Origin of the sequence: Amycolatopsis keratiniphila (assembly GCF_000400635.2) — a bacterium.
Taxonomy (GTDB): domain Bacteria; phylum Actinomycetota; class Actinomycetes; order Mycobacteriales; family Pseudonocardiaceae; genus Amycolatopsis; species Amycolatopsis keratiniphila.
Genome location: NC_021252.1, coordinates 5,353,223 through 5,369,483, shown reverse-complemented (window position 1 = coordinate 5,369,483; position 16,261 = coordinate 5,353,223). Strand labels below are relative to the sequence as shown.

16 protein-coding genes are annotated in these 16,261 nt (G+C 68.5%); 11 read left to right on the top strand and 5 right to left on the bottom strand.

What is annotated here, in order from left to right; genetic code table 11:
• Window positions 1-118 precede the first annotated feature (118 nt).
• On the bottom strand, window positions 119-973 hold the full coding sequence (locus AORI_RS65220; protein WP_016335179.1) for an ABC transporter permease: 855 nt from the start codon (window positions 971-973) through the stop codon (window positions 119-121).
• On the bottom strand, window positions 970-1,914 hold the full coding sequence (locus tag AORI_RS65215) for an ATP-binding cassette domain-containing protein (protein WP_016335178.1): 945 nt from the start codon (window positions 1,912-1,914) through the stop codon (window positions 970-972). The genes AORI_RS65220 and AORI_RS65215 overlap by 4 nt, the downstream gene beginning before the upstream one ends.
• 237 nt (window positions 1,915-2,151) lie before the next feature.
• On the opposite strand from AORI_RS65215, the gene AORI_RS65210 reads away from it, so the two are divergent.
• From AORI_RS65210 to AORI_RS65160, 11 genes are read left to right on the top strand one after another with little or no spacing between them, the layout of a single operon-like run.
• The gene (locus tag AORI_RS65210) at window positions 2,152-2,931 is read left to right on the top strand and encodes a hypothetical protein (protein WP_016335177.1); all 780 of its coding nucleotides are present in this window, start codon (window positions 2,152-2,154) and stop codon (window positions 2,929-2,931) included.
• Between the two features lie 2 nt (window positions 2,932-2,933).
• Complete coding sequence (locus AORI_RS65205; RefSeq protein WP_016335176.1) at window positions 2,934-3,737, top strand: MlaE family ABC transporter permease; 804 nt, start codon at window positions 2,934-2,936, stop codon at window positions 3,735-3,737.
• Between the two features lie 4 nt (window positions 3,738-3,741).
• Window positions 3,742-4,581 carry an MlaE family ABC transporter permease gene (locus AORI_RS65200; protein ID WP_007033208.1) on the top strand — a complete coding sequence of 280 codons (840 nt, stop codon included), beginning with the start codon at window positions 3,742-3,744 and terminating at the stop codon, window positions 4,579-4,581.
• Window positions 4,578-5,801: an MCE family protein gene (locus tag AORI_RS65195; protein ID WP_016335175.1), complete on the top strand. Its 1,224-nt coding sequence runs from the start codon at window positions 4,578-4,580 to the stop codon at window positions 5,799-5,801. Before AORI_RS65200 ends, AORI_RS65195 begins: the two co-directional genes overlap by 4 nt.
• On the top strand, window positions 5,798-6,811 hold the full coding sequence (locus tag AORI_RS65190) for an MCE family protein (protein ID WP_016335174.1): 1,014 nt from the start codon (window positions 5,798-5,800) through the stop codon (window positions 6,809-6,811). Before AORI_RS65195 ends, AORI_RS65190 begins: the two co-directional genes overlap by 4 nt.
• A complete protein-coding gene (locus AORI_RS65185; protein ID WP_016335173.1) occupies window positions 6,808-7,818 on the top strand; it encodes an MCE family protein in 1,011 nt (336 codons plus the stop codon). The genes AORI_RS65190 and AORI_RS65185 overlap by 4 nt, the downstream gene beginning before the upstream one ends.
• On the top strand, window positions 7,818-8,822 hold the full coding sequence (locus tag AORI_RS65180) for an MCE family protein (protein WP_016335172.1): 1,005 nt from the start codon (window positions 7,818-7,820) through the stop codon (window positions 8,820-8,822). Before AORI_RS65185 ends, AORI_RS65180 begins: the two co-directional genes overlap by 1 nt.
• A complete protein-coding gene (locus AORI_RS65175) occupies window positions 8,819-9,796 on the top strand; it encodes an MCE family protein (protein WP_016335171.1) in 978 nt (325 codons plus the stop codon). Before AORI_RS65180 ends, AORI_RS65175 begins: the two co-directional genes overlap by 4 nt.
• Window positions 9,796-10,896: an MCE family protein gene (locus AORI_RS65170; RefSeq protein WP_016335170.1), complete on the top strand. Its 1,101-nt coding sequence runs from the start codon at window positions 9,796-9,798 to the stop codon at window positions 10,894-10,896. Before AORI_RS65175 ends, AORI_RS65170 begins: the two co-directional genes overlap by 1 nt.
• Window positions 10,897-10,901: 5 nt before the next feature.
• Complete coding sequence (locus AORI_RS65165; protein ID WP_016335169.1) at window positions 10,902-11,405, top strand: hypothetical protein; 504 nt, start codon at window positions 10,902-10,904, stop codon at window positions 11,403-11,405.
• 11 nt (window positions 11,406-11,416) lie between these two features.
• Entirely contained in the window at window positions 11,417-12,037 is a 621-nt protein-coding gene (locus AORI_RS65160; protein ID WP_016335168.1) for a hypothetical protein, read from the top strand.
• Between the two features lie 307 nt (window positions 12,038-12,344).
• Here the strand turns inward: AORI_RS65160 and AORI_RS65155 are convergent, their stop codons facing one another.
• The 3 genes from AORI_RS65155 to AORI_RS65145 form a co-directional block, all read right to left on the bottom strand.
• Window positions 12,345-13,580: a PucR family transcriptional regulator gene (locus tag AORI_RS65155; protein ID WP_016335167.1), complete on the bottom strand. Its 1,236-nt coding sequence runs from the start codon at window positions 13,578-13,580 to the stop codon at window positions 12,345-12,347.
• Between the two features lie 37 nt (window positions 13,581-13,617).
• Window positions 13,618-14,808: a PucR-like N-terminal domain-containing protein gene (locus AORI_RS65150; RefSeq protein WP_016335166.1), complete on the bottom strand. Its 1,191-nt coding sequence runs from the start codon at window positions 14,806-14,808 to the stop codon at window positions 13,618-13,620.
• A gap of 339 nt (window positions 14,809-15,147) precedes the next feature.
• The gene (locus AORI_RS65145; RefSeq protein ID WP_016335165.1) at window positions 15,148-16,137 is read right to left on the bottom strand and encodes an alpha/beta fold hydrolase; all 990 of its coding nucleotides are present in this window, start codon (window positions 16,135-16,137) and stop codon (window positions 15,148-15,150) included.
• Window positions 16,138-16,261: the final 124 nt, after the last annotated feature.

The following is a 16,261-nucleotide window of genomic DNA, read 5'->3' as shown; positions in this document are numbered from 1 at the left end:
CGGCTAGCCGCATCTCGCGTGATTGAAGGCGAAACTCGCGTGATTGAAGACGAAACTCACGAGTTACGCCTTCAATCACGCGAGTTTCGCCCCTGATCACGCGAGTGACGGGTTCGGGTCAGGTCATCGGGGTGACGTCGCGCGGGGTCCGGAAGGTCCGGGCCGCGATCCACCCACCGGCGGCCGCGGCGACGGCGGCGATCGCCAGCGAAATCGGGATCGACCAGCCCGACGGACGTCCCAGCGCGAGCGCACGGGTCGCGTCGATCGCGTAGGTCAGCGGGTTGAGCGCCGAGACCATCCGCAGCCAGGACGGCATCGTCTCCAGCGGCATGTACGCGCTGGAGGAGAACATCAGCGGGAACATGACGACGAACGACGCCATCTGCAGGGTTTCGGCCTTGCGCAGCCAGGTCGTGATGGCGACGAAGATCCAGCTCAGGCACCAGCCGACGACGAGCGTGAGCAGCAATGCCGCGGTGACACCGAAAACGCCGCCGGTCGGCCGGAAACCCAGCAGCACCACGCTGGCGAGCGTGGTCACCAGCAGTTGGACGCCGAGCCGGGCGGAATCCGAGATCGTGCGCGCCACCAGGACGGCGGAAAGGCTGATGGGCATGCACCGCAGACGTCCGGTGAAACCGCTGTAGATCTCCGCGAGCAGGCCGGCGCCCGAACTCATCGCCGTGGTCATCGCGATGTTCACCAGTGTCGCCGGGACGAGGAAGTTCACGTATCCCTGATACGCCGCGACCCCGGGCAGCGTGCTGACCCCGGTGAACACCTGGCTGAACAGCAGGAGCAGCACGATCGGTTGCAGCAGCCCGAAGAACACCAGCCGCCGGTCACCGAAGGCCGTCTTCAGCGAGCGGACCGCGAGCACCCGGACCTGGGTGGTGAAGGTGCTCGGCGGCCAGGTCGCCGGATCGGTCAGCACCGGCTGCGACGGTGCGCGGTGCCGTGCCTCGGTCATGGCGCGGCCGCCGGATTCCGGTGCAGTGAAAGGTAGACGTCGTCGAGTGTCGGCTCGGCGACGGTGAGGTCCTTCATGGGCGCGCCCGCCGCGTCGAGCGCGCGGACCAGCACCGTGATGTCGGCGGGCCCGGACAGCGCGACGCCGATCACCAGCCCGGAGGCCGACGTCGTGCAGCTCATCCCGAGCCGGTGCAGCGCGGCCAGCGCCCGGCGGGCGGCCAGGTCGGTGCCGAAGGTCAGCGTCGCGGTCCTTTCCCCGAGCCGCGCCTTCAGCTCCGACGGCCGCCCGGAAACCGTGACGTGGCCCAGCCCCAGCACGATGACGTGATCCGCCAGTCTGTCCGCCTCCTCGAGGTACTGCGTGGTGAGCACGACGGTGGTGCCGCGCGCGGCGAGCCGTTCGACGCCGTCCCAGAGCCCCGCCCGGCTGAGCGGGTCGAGCCCGGTCGTCGGTTCGTCGAGGAACAGGACGTCGGGGGAGCCGACCAGGCCGGCGGCCAGATCGAGCCGCCGCCGCATCCCGCCGGAGTACGTCCGCGCCGGCCGGTCCGCCGCGTCGTCGAGGCCGAACATGGCGAGCAGTTCGGCCGAGCGGGCCCTGGCCTGGCGCCGGTTCGCGCCCAGCAGCCTGGCGACGAGCTCGAGGTTGCCGCGGCCGGAGAGCGCGTCGTCGACCGCCGCGAACTGCCCGGTGACGCCGATCCTCCGCCGGACGTGATGCCCGGCGCGCACGACGTCGAAACCGCACACCTTCGCGCTTCCGCCGGTCGGCTTGACCCGGGTGCTGAGGATGTCGATCAACGTCGTCTTGCCCGCGCCGTTGTGGCCGAGCACCGCGAGCACGGTGCCGCGGCCGACCCGGAGACTGACGCCGGCGAGGGCCGTCACTTCACCGTAGTGCTTGGCGAGGCCGGTCACCTCGATGGCAGCCTGCTCCATTCGCCGAACCTAGCGGGGTTTTCGGCGCTGCCGCAATGCCCAGAGCCTCGTGAGTGGCAAGGACGGTTAGAACCGTCATTACCACTCACGAGACCCAAGGCAAAACAGTTACGCCCATTACAATCTTTTCCCCACGCGAAGCCGCCGTTCCCCGATTACTTGTCCCTCCGGCATTCCGTCAGTAGCGTGCTGCACCAGTTGGCCGTTCGGCCGGACAATCGAAATGAGGAAGCCCGAATGTCAGTGCTGACCGGGCGCGTTCTGCGCGCCTTCCTGCTCCCGGCGGTGCTGGGGCTGGGGGCGCTTTCCTTGGCTTCCGCCTCCGCCGACCCCGCGCGAACCCAGCAGGTACGAGAAGCCGTCGCGCAGGAACCCGCCGTCGCGCAAGCCGGGCTGACGTTCGGCTTCTACGTCGGCGACGAACAACAGCCCACGACCAGCCGCGTCGCGAAACTCGGTTCGGACATCACCTTCCCGCAGGGCCGGTTCGACGGCAAGATCCTCGGTTTCTCCGGGCAGGTGCCGATCACCGGCAAACTCGCCATCCCGCCGACGTCGAGCTATTTCGTGTCCTTCCGGTTCATGCCCGCCACCGGCGACGTCGCACTCATCCCGGACGGCGATGCCACCGGCACGGTCCTCGTGAAGACCGGCGCCAACGGCGACTGCAAAGCGGTCGGTACCAACATCTGCGCGCTCACCGACGTCACGAACAAGGTGTTCATCAAGCTCTCGAACGCCAAGGTGGACGGCAAGGTCCTCGACGTCGGCCCGAACTGCCGGACCGCGCAATCGGTCGCGGTGAACATCAAGGCCCTGGTGCCGCTCGCGTTCCCCGCGCCGCCGGTGAAGGTCACGAGCACCTTCGCCACACCGGCGTTCGCCGGATGCGGGGTGCGTGAGGATCTGAGCCCGTTGCTGACCGGGCTGGTGTCCGGCCCCGGCAACACCCTGGTCACCAACCTCAGGCTGCGATGCGTCGGCGATGGCCCGCCCCCCAACGGATGTGGAGCCTGACGATGGCCAATCCAGTCGCCCTGCTCGCCCGCGCGCCGGAGAAGGCCGCCGCGGGACTGCGCGAATTCGGCCGCATGTGCGCCATGGGGATCGACGTCGTCCTCGGGATGTTCCGCCGCCCGGTGCAGGTCCGCGAGTTCATCCAGCAGTTCTGGTTCATCGCGAGTGTGTCGATCACGCCCGCGATCCTCGTGTCGATCCCGTTCGGCGCGGTCATCTCACTGCAACTGGGTTCGCTCACGAGCCAGATCGGCGCGCAGCAGTTCAACGGCGCCGCGAGCGTCCTCGCGGTGGTGCAGCAGGCCAGTCCGATCGTGACCACGCTGATCATCGCGGGAGCGGGCGGGTCGGCGATCTGCGCGGACCTGGGCGCCCGCTCCATCCGCGAGGAGATCGACGCGATGGAGGTGCTCGGCGTCTCGCCGATCCACCGCCTGATCGTGCCCCGCGTACAAGCGGCCATCGGCGTTTCGGTGCTGCTCAACGGTTTGGTCAGCGTCGTCGGCGTACTGGGCGGCTACTTCTTCAACGTCATCGTGCAGGGCGGCACCCCGGGGGCGTACCTCGCGAGTTTCAACGCGCTGGCCCAGCTGCCCGACCTCGTCGTCAGCTCGATCAAGGCGTTCATCTTCGGTTTCCTCGCCGGTGTCGTCGCGGCCTACCGCGGACTGAACCCGAGAGGCGGCCCCAAGGGGGTCGGCGACGTCGTCAACCAGTCGGTGGTGATCACGTTTCTGCTCCTGTTCTTCGTCAACACGATCCTGACCGCGCTGTACCTGCAGCTCGTCCCGGCGAAGGGAACCTGATCCCGTGACCAGCGTCCCCGAACGGGCCCGCGAGGCGTTCAAACGCCCCGGGAACAGTCTTTTCGAGCTGGGCGACCAGTTGCTGTTCTACATCCGCGCGCTCGCGGCGATCCCGATGGCCGTCACCCGCTACTTCCGCGAAGTGGTGCGCCTTCTCGCCGAAGTGACCTTCGGCAGCGGGGCGCTCGCGGTGATCGGCGGCACCGTCGGCGTGATGGTCGGCCTGTGCGTGTTCACCGGGATCACGGTGGGGCTCCAGGGTTTCAGCGCGCTGAACCAGATCAACATCTCCGCGATGACCGGCTTCCTCACCGCCTACTTCAACACCCGCGAGATCGCGCCGCTCTCGGCGGGGCTCGCGCTGTCCGCGACGGTCGGCGCCGGGTTCACCGCGCAACTGGGCGCCATGCGGATCTCCGAAGAGATCGACGCGCTCGAAGTGATGGCCGTACGCAGCATGCCCTACCTCGTCACCACGCGGATCGTGGCCGGGTTCATCGCGATCATCCCGCTCTACGTGATCGGCCTGCTGATCTCGTATCTGGGCTCGCGGGTGACGACGGTGGTCTTCTTCGGACAGTCCGGCGGAACCTACGACCACTACTTCTCCCTGTTCTTACCTCCTGAAGACGTGTTGTGGTCGTTCGGCAAGGTGCTCGTGTTCAGCGTCGGCGTGATCCTCACGCACTGCTTCTACGGCTATCGCGCCGCGGGCGGCCCGGCCGGTGTCGGCGTCGCGGTCGGCCGCGCCGTGCGGACGTCGATCGTGCTGATCAGCGTGCTCGATCTTTTTCTCAGCCTGGCGATCTGGGGAGCGACCACCACGGTGAAGGTGTCCGGATGAGCGCGCGGGCACGGACGCAGGCGGCGGGGGTGATCTTCCTCGTCATCCTGGTGCTGCTGGGCTGGCTCGCCGTCGCGATCTTCAACAAGGACTTCGAGCGCGCGGAACTGGTCACGCTCAAGACCGATCGCGTCGGCAACCAGCTGGCCCCGCCCGCCGAGGTCAAGGTCCGGGGCGTGCCGTTCGGCGAGGTCAGGGCGGTCCGGGGCACGGCGGAGGGCGCGGAGATCGACCTCGCCATCGATCCGGCGAAGATCGATCAGCTGCCGCGCAACGTCTCGGCGCGGCTGCTGCCGAAGACGGTGTTCGGCGAGCGTTACGTCAACCTCGTGCTCCCGGAGCGGCCCGCCGGCGGATCGCTGCGTGACGGCGACGTCATCGGGCAGGACCGGTCGGCCAACGCGATCGAACTCGAACGTGTCCTCGGCGACCTGCTGCCCCTGCTGCGGGCGGTGCAGCCGCAGAAGCTGAACAGTTCATTGGGCGCGATCTCGCTCGCGCTCGACAATCGCGGGAAGTCCTTGGGGGACAGCATCGTCCAGCTCAACGACCTCCTCAACCAGGTGAATCCGCTGATGCCGCGGTTCAAGGCCGACGTCAGCGGTCTCGCCGACGTGGCGGATCTGTACACCGGCGCGGCGCCGGACATCCTCAAGGCCCTCTCGGATCTCTCGACGACCGCGAAGACCATTGTGGACACTCGTGCGGACCTCGACAAGCTGTACACGAGCGTCACCACCGCGAGCGGCGACCTGAACAAGTTCTTGGTGCAGAACAAGGACAACATCATCGGTGTCAGCGTGAAGAGCAGGCCGACCCTGGAACTGCTGTCCCGGTATGCACCCGAGTTCCCCTGCCTGTTCGACGCGGTCAACCGGCTCAAGCCGGTGATGGAGAAGGCGTTGGGCAAGGGCACCGGCGAACCCGGGCTGCACGTGACGCTGTCCGTCCACGACCCGCGCGACAAGTACGTGCCGGGCCGGGACGATCCGCGGTTCGACCAGAAGGGCGGGCCGCGCTGCTATGGCGGCGGCGGGTCTTCGGCGGCGGTCGCGTTCGCCGCCGATGGGGACCTCGGCCCGGCCAATTCGAAGGGGGAGCGGGGGCTGGTCGCCGAGATCCTGGCGCCGTCGCTCGGGATGAAGCCGGCCGAGGTCCCGGACTGGAGCAGCGTGCTCGTGGGCCCGGCGTTGCGCGGTACGGAGGTGACCGTCCGATGAGGGGTGTCGCGGGGCCGGCGATCAAAGGCCTGATCTTCTTCGTGATCACCGCGGTGGCGACCGGGATCCTGGCGATCACCATCGCCAACTCCGGGGTCGGCACGACGGTCGGCTACACCGCGAGGTTCACCGACGCGACGTCGGTCAACCCCGGCGACGAGGTCCGGATGTCCGGTGTCCGCATCGGACAGGTGGATTCGGTCGGCGTGGTCGAACGACGGCTGGCGGACGTGCGGTTCTCGGTCGAGAACAAGCGTCGTCTCACGGCCGGGGCCACGGTCACCATCCGGTATCGCAATCTCGTCGGCCAGCGGTATCTCTCGATCGACCCTGGTCCGGACGGGCCGGCGCCGCTGGACGAGGGTGCGCTGATCCCGCCGGAGCGGACCCATCCGGCGCTGGATCTGACGGCGTTGTTCAACGGGTTCAAACCGCTGTTCCAGGCGCTTTCGCCGAGCGACGTCAACCAGTTGTCGTTCGAGATCGTCCAGGTGCTGCAGGGCGAGGGGAGCACCATCGACAGCCTCATCGAGCACACCGCGTCGCTCACGAACACCCTGGCGGGCAAGGATCAGGTGATCGGCCAGGTGATCGGGAACCTCAACACGGTGCTCGACACGCTCAACTCGCAGGGCGACCAGTTCGACAAGCTCGTCGACGTCACCGCGCAACTGGTCTCCGGGCTCGCCGGTGACGCGAAACCGATCGGGCAGGCGATCGGCGGGCTCGGCGAACTCACCACGGCCACCGCGGATCTGCTCCAGGACGGCCGCGCGCCGTTGAAGGACAGCATCAACACCCTCGGCGACCTGTCGAAGAACCTCGCCGACAACACCCCGGTGTTCGAGCAGTTTCTGGCGAACCTGCCCAAGAAGCTGGATCGCATGGGCGCGATGGTCTCGTACGGTTCGTGGTTCAACTTCTACCTGTGCTCGGTGAAATCGGACGCGCCGCCCGCGCCCGGCGGTCCGCCGGTCGGTATCCCGTTGACCCAGGGACGGTGCCGATGAAAGCGCCGAGGATCAAACCCTTCCGCAGCCGCAACCCCATCGTCGTCGGCGCCATCACGGCGCTGCTGATGACCATCACGGGTTCGGCGGTGTTCTTCTCCGACGATCTCCCGGTGATCGGCGGCGGCACCACGTACGCGGCGGAGTTCACCGAAGCGGCCGGGCTCAAGCGCAACGACGAGGTCCGCGTCGCCGGGGTGAAGGTCGGCGAGGTCTCCGACGTCCTGCTGGACGGCGCCAAGGTCAAGGTCCTGTTCCGGGTCAAGGACACCTGGGTCGGGAACCGGACCACCGCGTCGATCAAGATCAAAACCCTGCTGGGCCAGAAGAACCTGGTCCTCGATCCCATCGGCAACGCCGAACTGGATCCGGACGAGCCGATCCCGGTGCAGCGCACGAGCTCGCCGTACGACGTCACCACCGTGTTCAACGATCTCGCGAACACGGTGGGCGCGATCGACACCGATCAGCTGGCGAAGGCGTTCGGAACGCTGTCGGAAACCCTCGGTGCCTCCACTCCGCAGGACGTCCGGACCGCTTTCGACGGCATCACCGCGCTGTCCAAGACGCTCGCCTCCCGGGATCAGGAACTGGTGAAGTTGTTCGCCAACACGAACAAGGTGTCCAAGACGCTCGGTGACCGTTCGCAGCAGATCGAGGCGCTGATCCGTGACGGCAACACGCTCCTCACGGAGCTGAACGCGCGTAAGGACGCGATCGCGAAGCTGTTCAGCGGGGTGAAGAACCTTTCGATCCAGCTCAAGGGACTGGTGGCGGACAACCAGAAGACGCTCGGGCCCGCGCTCGACCAGCTTGATCGCGTCGCCACCGTGCTGCTGCGCAACCAGGACAAACTCAACGAGAGCCTGCGGCTGGCCGGCCCCTTCTACCGGCTGCTCGGCAACGCGGTCGGCAACGGCCGGTGGATCGACACCTACATCTGCGGGCTCGTCCCGACCGGCGGCACGCCGGGCAGCTGCATGCCTTCGAGGCAAGGGGGACGCTGATGGGACGCCACTTCACACTCACGGATCTCGGCGCCCACGCCCGGCGGCGGGCCTGGATGCGGCGGCTCGCGGTCGCCGTCGTCGCGGGCCTGCTGGTGACGGCGGCCTGGCCGCTGCTGACCCGGCAGGCCGACCGCGTCGTGACCGGGTTCTTCACCGCGACCGTCGGGGTGTACCCGAACACCGAGGTACGGGTGCTCGGAGTTCCGGTCGGCTCGGTCACGAAGGTCGAACCACGCGGCACGAACGTCGAGGTGACCATGACGGTCCGGCCCGACATCAAGCTGCCCGCGGACGTCGGCGCCGTCGTGATCACGCCGAGCCTGGTCGCCGACCGGTACGTACAGCTCACCCCGGTGTACCTCGGCGGACCGGAGCTGGGCGGCGACGCGCGGATCCCGCCCGAGCGCACGGTCACCCCGGTCGAGGTCGACGAACTCCTGGGCAGTCTCAACCAGCTGATGACCGCGCTGGGACCGAAGGGCGCCAACCGGGACGGCGCGGTCAGCGACGTCCTCACCAAGGCCGCGACCTACCTCGACGGCAACGGCGGCAAACTCGGCGAGGCGATCAAGAACCTCGGCGAGTTCGCCAGGACGGCGAGCGACTCCAAGGACGATCTCTTCAACTCGGTCGACAACATCAGCAAGTTCACCGCGATGCTCGCCGCGAACGACGGCAAGGTGAAACAGGCGATCCAGCAGATCTCCTCGCTGAGCAAGATCCTGGCCGATCAGCGGGACCAGTTCTCCGGCGCGATGACCGAACTCACCGAGGCGCTCAGCGTGGTGCAGGGCTTCATCAAGGACAACCGGGGCAAGGTCAAGTCCGATGTGGACAAGCTCGCCGAGATCACCAAGCTCCTCACCCAGCAGAAGGCGTCGCTGAGCGAAGCACTCGACGCCGCGCCGAACGCGCTGGCGAACGTGCTCGGCGCGTACAACCAGGGCGCGGGAACGCTGGACGGACGAGGGAACCTCACCGAATTCTCGGGGGCGAAATGAAAACCCGGATCGCTGCGGTACTTGTCCTCGTACTGGCCGCCACCGGCTGCAGCGACGGCGTGGACGTCTACGACATCCCGCTGCCGGGCGGGGCCGCGCTGGGGGAGCGCCCGATCCACGTCACGGCGAGTTTCACCAACGTGCTGGACCTCGTGCCCCAGTCCGGGGTGAAGGTCAACGACGTCCCGGTCGGCCAGGTGCGGACCGTCGATCTGGCCCCGGACGGCCGCAGCGCGGTGGTCGGCCTGATCATCAACGGGGACGTGAACCTGCCGGCCAACGCCGTCGCGCGGCTGCGGCAGGCGAGCATCCTCGGCGAGAAGTTCGTCGAGCTCGCGCCGCCTCCGGAGGGGACGCCGAGCGGACGGCTGGTCGACGGCGCGGTGATCCCGTTGGCCAGTTCTTCGCTGACCCCGGAGATCGAGGAGGTCTTCGGCGCGCTTTCCCTGCTGCTCAACGGCGGTGGTGTCGCGCAGGTGCAGAACATCACCCGTGAACTCAACGACGCGCTCGGCGGCAAGGAGAGCGCGGCACGCAGCCTCCTGTCCAATTTGGACGTATTCGTCCGCGGGCTCGATGAACACAAGGCGGAGATCACCCGCGCCATCGAGAGCGTCAACAAGCTCGCGGCGACACTGAACGCGAACACCGAAGAGATCAAGGCGACGCTGAACGGGCTCACCCCTGGCATCGAGGTGCTGAACCAGCAGCGTCAGGCTTTGGTCGGGATGCTGAAGTCGTTGGACGGGCTCACCTCGGTCGCGGTCGACACGGTGAATCGCAGCAAGGACGACCTCGTCGCCGACCTCAAGGCACTCGAACCGTTGCTGCGGAAGCTGGCCGAGTCCGGGGACAAACTGCCGAAGGCGATGGAGATGATCTTCACCTTCCCGTTCCCCGACGCTGCGCTCGAAGCCATCCGCGGTGATTACCTGAACACGTTCCTGACCTTCAAGAACAGTGGTGGCCGCTGATGTTGACCAAGTTCGTCCGCGTGCAGCTGGTGGTCTTCGTGACCATCGCGGTCCTCGGCGTCGCGTACGTCGGCGCGACGTACGCGGGGCTGGACAAACTGGTGCTCGATCGCGGGTACACCGTCAAGGTGCGGCTCGCGACCGGCGGCGGCATCTTCAGCAACGCCGAGGTCACCTATCGTGGCGTGCCGATCGGCCGGGTCGGCGAACTGCGGCTGACCGCTTCCGGCATGGAGGTGGACCTCGAGATCGAGCCGGGCGGCCCGGAGGTACCCGCGGACACCGAAGCCGTCGTCGCCAACAGGTCCGCCGTCGGCGAGCAGTACGTCGACCTGCGGCCGCGCCGCGACAACGGCGCCATGCTGCGGGACGGTTCGGTGATCGCCGAGGCGGACACGAAGATCCCGCTGCCGGTGGACGTCGTCTTGTCCAGTGTGGACTCTTTCGCGAACTCAGTGCCGAAGCCCGCGCTGCGGACCGTGGTCGACGAGCTGTACAACGCGACGTCCGACGCGGGCCCGGCGCTGGATCAGCTCGTCGGCAGGGGGATCGAGTTCGTGCGGGAGGCGAGCGCGCACGTCGGCCCGCTGACCAGGTTCGTGACCGACGCGCAGACCGTGCTCGACACCCAGGTCTCACAGGCGGACGCGATCCGCTCGTTCGGCGCGAACGCGAAACTGCTCGCCGCGACGTTGAAGAGCTCCGATGGCGATCTGCGACGGCTGATCCCGGCCGTCCCGGCGGCCGCGAACGAGGTCAGCACACTGCTGCGGGAGACCGGGCCGAGCCTCGGCATCCTGCTGGCGAACCTGCTGACGACCGCGGACGTACTGGAAACGCGTCAGGACGGCCTCGAGCAACTGCTGGTCACCGCGCCGAAAGCGGTCGCCGCCGGGCACGCGATCATGGGGCCGGACGGCGCGCACGTCGGCCTCTCGCTGACGTTCTTCGATCCGCCGCCGTGCGTCACCGGTTACGGGACCGGCTATCGCGACGGACTCGACACCTCGCCGCGTCCGCTGAACACCGCGGCGCGCTGTGCCCTGCCGAAGGGCAATCCGACGAACGTGCGCGGCTCGCAGAACGTGCCCAGGAGGTGAAGGCCATGACCCGGATCGCCGCATTCATCGCAGCCGTCGCCACCGCGGCGGCGGCCTGGTTCGGCTACTCGTGGTGGGACGCCGTGCACGACGACGGTGTCGCGCGGGCCACGGTCCGCGACGAGGCCTTGCAGGCGGGCAGGCAATCGGTCGCCGCACTGACCACTTTGGACTACCGGCAGGCGGAACAGGGTTACCAGAACTGGCTGAACCTGTCCGGCGGCGCGCTGCACGAAGAGCTGGCGCGGGACCGGGAAGGCGGCCTCGGCCGGATCGGCCAGGCGAAGACCGTCACCACCGGCCGGGTCGTCGACGCCGCGGTGACCGAAGTGGACAGTGGCGGCGGGACGGCCGAGGTGGTCGCATCGGTCGAACTCGAGGTGCGGCCCGAAGGCGGGGAAGCCGTGACCAAGCACAACCGGTTCCGCGCCGGCCTGACCCGGACGCCGGACGGGTGGCGCGTCACGTCGCTCGGCCAGGTGCCGGTGACCGACACCGGAAAGCCCTGACGGAGGACGCGATGACCACGAAACGAGCCGGCAAACCGGCACGGCGCGCGGTGAAGGTGGCCGGGAAGATGGGCGGGAGCACCCGGGTCGCCTTGCTTGAGCCACCTGAGGAGGCGCCGGTCGTCGTCGCTCCGGTACGGCGGCGGGGCGCGGTGGTGTTCGGCGCGGTCGCGCTGGTGATGGCGGGCCTCGCGGGGTGGTTCGCCATCGAGGCGCGGGACGCGACGGCGGCGCTGACGCACAACACCGCGCTGACCGACGTCGCCACCACCGCCGAGGTCAGCGACCAGATCGGCAAGGCGCTCGGCACGGTCTTCTCCTACCGCTACGACGACCCCGCCAAGAGCGAGCAAGCCGCGAAGGCGGTCCTCACCGGACCGGCGCTGGGACAGTACGACCAGCTGTTCGCGCAGGTGCGGGGGCTCGCGGCGGAGCAGAAGCTGGTCGTGACCTCGACCGCGGTGGTCTCGGGTGTCAAGGTCCTCGATGGGGACCGGGCTTCGCTGCTGGTGTTTCTCGACCAGACCGGTGTGCGGGGGGATGGGCAGCGGAGCACGGGGGCGGCTCAGCTGAGCGTGAGTGCGGAACGGGCCGAGGGGAAGTGGCGGGTGACCGCTTTGGCTGCCGCCTGACGTCGGGGGCCGCCTTGGTGAGGGGTGTGTGGAAATAGGGACGTTCAACGTCCCTATTTCCACACACCCCTCAATCAACGCAACCAAGGTCCCCCAATCGCTTCCGTGAGTGACCTTCCCGTGCTGCAGCCTTGATGTGACCGGGAGTTGCGCCTGGCCCGAGGGTTGCGAAAGCCACTTTCGCAACCTTCAACGTTGCGAAAGTGGCTTTCGCAACGTCGGCCGCGGTACCCCGAGACGCGCGAGCGCGTGAAGGCCCCCTTCCCTCGGCTCAGCCGAGGGAAGGGGGCCTTCACGCGCAAAGCCGTCAAGAAGGAGCAGCCCGCAAAGCCAGGATCATCTCGAACCGCCGCTCAGGATCCCGCAGCCCGTCCGCGAACAGCGCCTCCAGTTCCTGCGCGCGGGACCGCACCGTCTGCGGATGCACCGCCAACCGCTCCGCGACCTCGCGGACGTTCCCGCAGGTCTCCAGCCACGCCAGCAGCGTCCCCGCCAGCCGCGAATGCTGCTTCCCGGTCAGTCCGGCCAGCGGCCCGAGCCGTTCCCGGACGAGCTCGGCGGCCAGGAACGGTTCCTTGAGCAGCCACAGGCGCGAAAGATGGTCGACACACCACGTCACGGGTTCGTCCACGAGCGCGCCGGTGTCGACGAGCCGCAGGGCCTCGCGCGCGGCACGCAGGGAGCGGGCCGCGAAGACGGGCGGGACCGCGGGGCCGATCGCGGCCCGCCTGACCGCCAGAGCTTCCGCGAATTGCTCCCGTCCGTCCGGTTCCGGAGCGGGCAGCAGCAGGCAGGGTGAAGTGCTCTCGAAGTCGGTGAGCGCGGCCGGTGGGGCATCGTCCGGCGGCTGGTCGAGGGCGACGGCGACGAGCAGGTCCGGTAGCTGCCAGCGGGCCAGGCCAGCGGCGTGTTTGACGACCTCGGGCGGCGACGGGGGTTCGGCGAGCAGGAGTTCCATCAGCCGGTGCCGCCGGCGCTCCAGTGCGCCGGCGGCTTTTTCCCGTGCCTCCGCGTGGCCCTCGACCGAGAGTGCCGAAAGCTCGTCGATGTAGGCGAAGATGGCTTCCGCGAGCAAGCACAGCGTCGCGGAAGGCACCCCCGCACGGCGCCCCACTTCGGCCATCCGGCGCCAGGTCACCCTGGCGCCCACCCGGTAGGCCGCCTGGAGGACGTCGACGTTGCGGCCCTGATGGAACTCCTGGACACCCAGGCTCACGAACACGCTCCGCCGGTCCTCCGACGGCCCCTCGGGGTTGCCGAGGCGCTCGAGGAACTGCACGAACGCCATCTGCACGCCGGTCTTGAGTGCCTTCCCGAACGCGCCGTCCAGTGGCCGCGCGTATTCGGGGATGGTCCGCTGGATCTCCCGGACCACCTCCCCGGCCGTATCGCCCAGCCCTGGCCGGAACACCGTCGCCAGTTCTCTCGGCAGCAGCGCCCAGAGCTGGACCGGACGCCCGCTCGACCCACCCGGCCGGGCGGGCGTGAGCAGCGGTCCGTACGTCGCCTCGACCCCGCTGCGGGCGTCCTGCGGTCGGGTCACCTCGTCACCTCGTTGTGAGTGGGAAACGCTGATCTGGTCAGTCGTCGGCGAGCAGGGCCTCCGCACGCAGGGCGATCTCCATGTCGAGCCGGTCGTCGGCGTTGTTCAACCGGTCGCCGAAGAGATCGATGAGCTGGTGCATGCGGTAGCGGACGGTCTGCGGGTGGACCTTGAGTTTCTTCGCGATCTCCGGAGCGCTGCCCCGGGACTGGAGCCAGATCAGCAACGTCTCCCCGAGCCGCGCCCGCTGCTTGGGCGTGAGGTCGTCGAACGGGGCGAGGCTGCGTGTGCACAGCTCACGGACCAGGAACTCGTCGGCGAGCAGCCACAGGGTGGACAGGTGGTCGCTGTACCGCGTGACCGGATTGTCCGGCAGGACCCCGCGCTGGACCAGCCGCAGCGTGCGGCGGGCCCACAGCAGGGAGCGTGGCGCTTCGGTGAGCCGCACGGCCGGGCCGATCACCGCGCGCCAGCCGGGAAGCCGCTCGGCGAGGTCCTTCAGGTGCTTGTCCGGGTCACCGGTGACCAGGCAGGGCTTCGGACCTTCGAAGTCGACCAGGACGTCGGCGTCCAGATCGGCGCTGTCGGGGTCCAGCGGGCCGAGCCGTCGTTCCAGTGCGACGACCGTGACCTCGGTGGGCAGTGCCCACTGCGCGTTCGCCGCGTGCGACGCGATCGACTGCGGTGAGGACGGGGGATCGGAGAGCATCAGTTCGAGCAACCGGCGCCTGCGTCTCGCCCTGGTGCCCGCGGCCCGTTCCTGCGCGGCCGTGTAGCCCTCGATGGACAAGGCGGAAATCTCGTCCACGTAAGCGAAAATCGCTTCGGCCGCGGTGCACAGGAGATCGGCGTCCGCTCCGATCGCCTGCCCGAATTCCGAAACGTGCCGCCACGCGACACGGCCGCCGACGCGGTACGCCGTCTGAAGACAGTCGAGACTGCGGCCTTCGCTGAATTCGACCTTTCCGAGGTTGCGGAACACCGCCGACCATTTGTCGAGCGGCGCCGTCCCCTGACCGACGGTGTCGAGGCAGTGCAGGATCGCCTGCCGGATACCCTGCGTGATCATCTGTCCGAACGCGCCTTCCAACGGCTGCGCGTATTCGGGGACGGCTCGTTGCACCTCCTGCAGGATGGCTCGTGCCAAGGGGTCGGCCCGCGGCCGGAACCGCTCGCCCAGGTCTCTGGGCAGTGACGCCCACAGTCCATTCGCACCGGTGCTGCGCACAGGTCGGTTCTCCACTGGGGTTCTCGGTGCCGGCGTGAAGGCGCGCGGTCGCTGGACCGGACCCGGTGGCTGGCGGTGCGGGGTGGCGGGGTGGCGCACGTCGGGGTCGGGTCGTGCGGTCCGCAGATCGTGCCGCGAGAATCCGGTATCCAAGTCGGTCATGTTTTTATCCTTGCTGGCAACAAAATCAGCCTCTTCAACGGTGAAGCCGATCCAGATTTTGTGGCTCACGCAACATAAAATCCTGCCGAGAGGACTGTCAACGGCTGGCGGGAGCTTGATCGGCCACCTGGATGGACTACACCCGAACGGGTGGTCCGAACCGGCGGCGAGTGACATTTAGGCAGGCCTGAGATGGCGTCCGGATGACAACTTTTCCTGGACGTTTTCGGGCGCTTCCGCCGCCTCGCTGGCGCGGATGAGTACCTCGACGACCTCGTCCAGGCTCAGCCTGGCGGGCGCGGTCGCGGCGAGGAAGCGTTCGAGCTCGCCGGCGAACCGGGCCGGGTCGGCCACATGTGGAAAGTGTTTCGCATTTTCGAACACGGTCAATCGGCTGTCCGGCAGCACTTCCGCCGTCTTCCGGCCGTGCGCGACCGGGATGAGCGGATCGTGCGCGCCCCAGACGACGAGCGTCGGCACCTCCCTGGCGAGGTAGAGCTTGTCGATCGCGCTCGCGCGCTGGCCGCGGAGGTCGATCAGGCTGCGGGCGATGAACAGGAAGGCGCGCCGCCTTCCTGGGTCTGCCAGTGACGCAAGGTGACGGGTCAGCTCGCGGGTCTCGGGGGAAAGTTCCCCGCCGAGGGACCGGCATGCCGCGGCGAGTCCGCGTGCGATCGCGACGGTGACCGGGTTGACCGCGAGGGACAGCGTCACCTTGGCCCCCGGCAGCGCCGTCGCGCGCAGTACCGGGGTCACCTGTGGGCCGAGTCCGGCGCTGCCCACGAGCACCAGACGGGCGCACATCTCGGGGAACTGGTAGGCGAACTGCATCGCGATCCCGCCGCCGAGGGAGTGCCCGGCGATGGTGGCGTGCCGGTTCCCGGTGAGCGCGAGGACGTCGCGCACCACGCTTGCCATCGCGCCGAGGCCGTAGTCGGCTCGCGGGGCGGCAGAATCGCCGTGGCCGGGAAGGTCCGGGACGAGGACGCGGCGCCCGAACCCGCTCCGCTCGAAATGGTCGAGCAACGGGACCCAGGTCTCGCCGCTGCCCGAGATCCCGTGCAGCAGCACGAGCGGCTCGCCCGCGGTGTCCTTTGTGGACGGAACGTATTCCCGCAGCCGGATTTCCCGGCCGTGCAGGGTCAGTGTGCGCGCTTGGAGGGCCATGTCCCGCCTTTCCGTTGTCAGGCGTCAAAATAACGTGTGGAACGGTCGGTTCGTCAGCGTGTCGCGGGACACGTCGGGCGATTGCGACCCGCGTGACAAGAATGCCGGTACCGACCCCGAGGCG

What these genes read in the sequence shown, in the direction of transcription:
- AORI_RS65220 (WP_016335179.1), bottom strand. Translation starts at nt 973, where the DNA reads ATGACCGAGGCACGGCACCGCGCACCGTCGCAGCCGGTGCTGACCGAT.
- AORI_RS65215 (WP_016335178.1), bottom strand. Translation starts at nt 1,914, where the DNA reads ATGGAGCAGGCTGCCATCGAGGTGACCGGCCTCGCCAAGCACTACGGT.
- AORI_RS65210 (WP_016335177.1), top strand. Translation starts at nt 2,152, where the DNA reads ATGTCAGTGCTGACCGGGCGCGTTCTGCGCGCCTTCCTGCTCCCGGCG.
- AORI_RS65205 (WP_016335176.1), top strand. Translation starts at nt 2,934, where the DNA reads ATGGCCAATCCAGTCGCCCTGCTCGCCCGCGCGCCGGAGAAGGCCGCC.
- AORI_RS65195 (WP_016335175.1), top strand. Translation starts at nt 4,578, where the DNA reads ATGAGCGCGCGGGCACGGACGCAGGCGGCGGGGGTGATCTTCCTCGTC.
- AORI_RS65190 (WP_016335174.1), top strand. Translation starts at nt 5,798, where the DNA reads ATGAGGGGTGTCGCGGGGCCGGCGATCAAAGGCCTGATCTTCTTCGTG.
- AORI_RS65185 (WP_016335173.1), top strand. Translation starts at nt 6,808, where the DNA reads ATGAAAGCGCCGAGGATCAAACCCTTCCGCAGCCGCAACCCCATCGTC.
- AORI_RS65180 (WP_016335172.1), top strand. Translation starts at nt 7,818, where the DNA reads ATGGGACGCCACTTCACACTCACGGATCTCGGCGCCCACGCCCGGCGG.
- AORI_RS65175 (WP_016335171.1), top strand. Translation starts at nt 8,819, where the DNA reads ATGAAAACCCGGATCGCTGCGGTACTTGTCCTCGTACTGGCCGCCACC.
- AORI_RS65170 (WP_016335170.1), top strand. Translation starts at nt 9,796, where the DNA reads ATGTTGACCAAGTTCGTCCGCGTGCAGCTGGTGGTCTTCGTGACCATC.
- AORI_RS65165 (WP_016335169.1), top strand. Translation starts at nt 10,902, where the DNA reads ATGACCCGGATCGCCGCATTCATCGCAGCCGTCGCCACCGCGGCGGCG.
- AORI_RS65160 (WP_016335168.1), top strand. Translation starts at nt 11,417, where the DNA reads ATGACCACGAAACGAGCCGGCAAACCGGCACGGCGCGCGGTGAAGGTG.
- AORI_RS65145 (WP_016335165.1), bottom strand. Translation starts at nt 16,137, where the DNA reads ATGGCCCTCCAAGCGCGCACACTGACCCTGCACGGCCGGGAAATCCGG.